At 40.1% G+C, this 2257-nt stretch carries 3 protein-coding genes; all 3 read left to right on the top strand.

The annotated features are described in order from the left end of the window. A partial coding sequence (locus tag VPNCDNU1_RS27455; protein ID WP_237324238.1) for a hypothetical protein occupies positions 1 to 747 on the top strand: 747 nt, incomplete at its 5' end. Positions 748 to 887: 140 nt separating this feature from the next. Further along, on the top strand, positions 888 to 1259 hold the full coding sequence (locus tag VPNCDNU1_RS28950) for a hypothetical protein (RefSeq protein WP_167404902.1): 372 nt from the start codon (positions 888 to 890) through the stop codon (positions 1257 to 1259). 133 nt (positions 1260 to 1392) lie between these two features. After that, positions 1393 to 2226 carry a HEPN domain-containing protein gene (locus VPNCDNU1_RS27445; protein WP_051686544.1) on the top strand — a complete coding sequence of 278 codons (834 nt, stop codon included), beginning with the start codon at positions 1393 to 1395 and terminating at the stop codon, positions 2224 to 2226. Positions 2227 to 2257: the final 31 nt, after the last annotated feature.

The following is a 2257-nucleotide window of genomic DNA, read 5'->3' as shown; positions in this document are numbered from 1 at the left end:
TGCGGTTTAAGCTGGCGTTATAAGTTTGAGGTAGGTATGGAAGATCCAAGCAAGATTTATCGTATTCTTATTAAATTCATGGATGAGCAGTATGTAGACTCCTTTGTAAATGAGGGGCTTATTTTTATGAATAACATTGAGTTCTTCAGGCGCTACGAAGCAGATGAGGGTGGTGTTCCAGTACGTGGCGACAAGCATGAGGGCTTAACGGTATCCTTAAATGCAAAGGATTTAGTCGTAACCTTTGACAATCAAGTAGTTGATGGATTAGTAGGGAAAGTAGATGTTCGTTTGAATCACGAAGATGAAACTAATCTTTATAGTATGACTAGAATTAGTGACCTTGATATCTTGGAATCAGGAGATGAAGGTTACTATCTCTCACCTCAATTTATGACCTTTGGGAATAAAGCAGTAATAATATCAGGTGATAACATCAATACATTCAATGAGCGCTTAAGCGCAGCGATACATAATGACCCCCATACATTTACTTTTCGTGAAGATGGTATTGTCACCAAGCAAGTAGAATATGTTGAACGTGAGAGTTATCACGGTGAGATGGGGGTTTTTAGAAAGTTTAGTGATTATTCGTGGCAACGTGAGTGGCGAATCGCATTTAAGCAGTCATTGGCTCTCGGACCTCATATGCTCAAACTTGGTTCTTTAAAAGACATAGTTACAGTAGCTGATACCGCCCAATTGATAAAAAATCCAATAAAATTAGTCGAACGAGAAAACTTATAACAAGCAATTCAAGCTGATTCGCAACGCTCGGCACTTTCGGTTTCAACTTGTTTGGTGATTACGGTGCAGTGTTTTAGTAAAGTGGCAGCGTTGCTCACAACTTAATTGGGCGTTATGTGTTTTTAGTAGCATGGTGGGATATGAATCGAAACGATGGCGTTGATATTATTGTTTTCTCATCTCGGTCATTTGTCGAGCTGATAGTTGGCGATGACGTTTATGAGATGCATGAGATCGATATTCATGAATATCTGAATATGCCAAGCATCACTTCTTCAGGCACGGTTGGTTTTTCACGAATAGCAAAAAGTGAAGAATACGAGATTGTTTATCAGCCTATAAAAACAAATAAAAAGTACGTTGTATCGGTAAAAACAGATTCGAGGGGGCTACTTTATTCACCTTTCGAGGATAGTTCTCCGATAATGGAAGCTACACCAGAAAATATAGAAAAATACACTCAGTATATTTCGCTATATGACTCTCTGAGCTTGGGGGTAACAAACACATAACAAAAGCTTCAAACCGACAAACAACGCGTGGCATTTTTAGTATGCGGCGAATATAGTGTTTAAGGCGCAGTGCGGCGGCTTGTTTTGTGCGTTGTCTGCGGTTTAAGCTGGCGTTAGGCATTTTGGAGTAAAAATGGGAATATCAGTGTCCAATAAGCAGGAAGAAAGTTTCCTGTATGTTAGCGGTCTATCGGTAACAGAGACCATTAAGCTATGTGAAAATGTTGAAATTATTCCCGCTTGTTGTGACCCGTCAACAGACTTAATCATTAAACAAAGTTGTAGTGAAATTGACTTGGGTATTACGGCTATTTTTCTGCGTAGGGTTGGGGCTCAAGTGAAAATTTCCGGAGTCACAGGGAAAGAACTAGCTGCAAAAACGTGGAATGCTCAGTGGGATGTGGTCATTCTTAGTGCCTTGTTCGACTGCGATGCAGTAGCAAACCTTCAAAGTGATACGCCTGCCGAATTACTATCTAACAACAGTCGTTTATCGGTAACGAATTATCATATGAGAGGAAGCATTAATTCTCTCTATACTGTTACTCCAAAAGATGTTCTATGGCTGAATACGCATTTTCAAAATGCTCGAAACCTTCTAGGTGTCGATAGATTCAGTGATGCTGTGAGTGCTCGTTCAAGTTACAGGTGGCACCCTAATCCAAGAGCGCAGTTAGCTGTATTATGGTCGGGTATTGAGGGGTTATTCGATATTCAAGGTGAAACGGTTTTTAAACTAAGTTTGTTCGTGGCTAAATTTTTGGAGCCTGATGATAAAGATCAGGCAAAACGCATTTTATCGAGCGTCAAAAAGCTATACAAAAGTCGCAGTTCCGCTGTCCACGGTTCAAAGATTAAGGGAGACCGAAGCCAATTGGTTTCGGATTCTTCTGAGTTGCTAGAGCGTCTAATACGCAGATGTATCGAAGTTGGTTCTATTCCAAATATTGAAGAACTTACCTTGTAATTGAGACATGCCTAACAAAGCGTTTAAGGCA

This window comes from Vibrio penaeicida, from assembly GCF_002933855.1.
GTDB classification, from domain to species: Bacteria; Pseudomonadota; Gammaproteobacteria; order Enterobacterales; family Vibrionaceae; genus Vibrio; species Vibrio penaeicida_A.
This window is presented reverse-complemented; position numbering and strand designations above follow the sequence as displayed.

What these genes read in the sequence shown, in the direction of transcription:
- VPNCDNU1_RS28950 (WP_167404902.1), top strand. Translation starts at nt 888, where the DNA reads ATGAATCGAAACGATGGCGTTGATATTATTGTTTTCTCATCTCGGTCA.
- VPNCDNU1_RS27445 (WP_051686544.1), top strand. Translation starts at nt 1,393, where the DNA reads ATGGGAATATCAGTGTCCAATAAGCAGGAAGAAAGTTTCCTGTATGTT.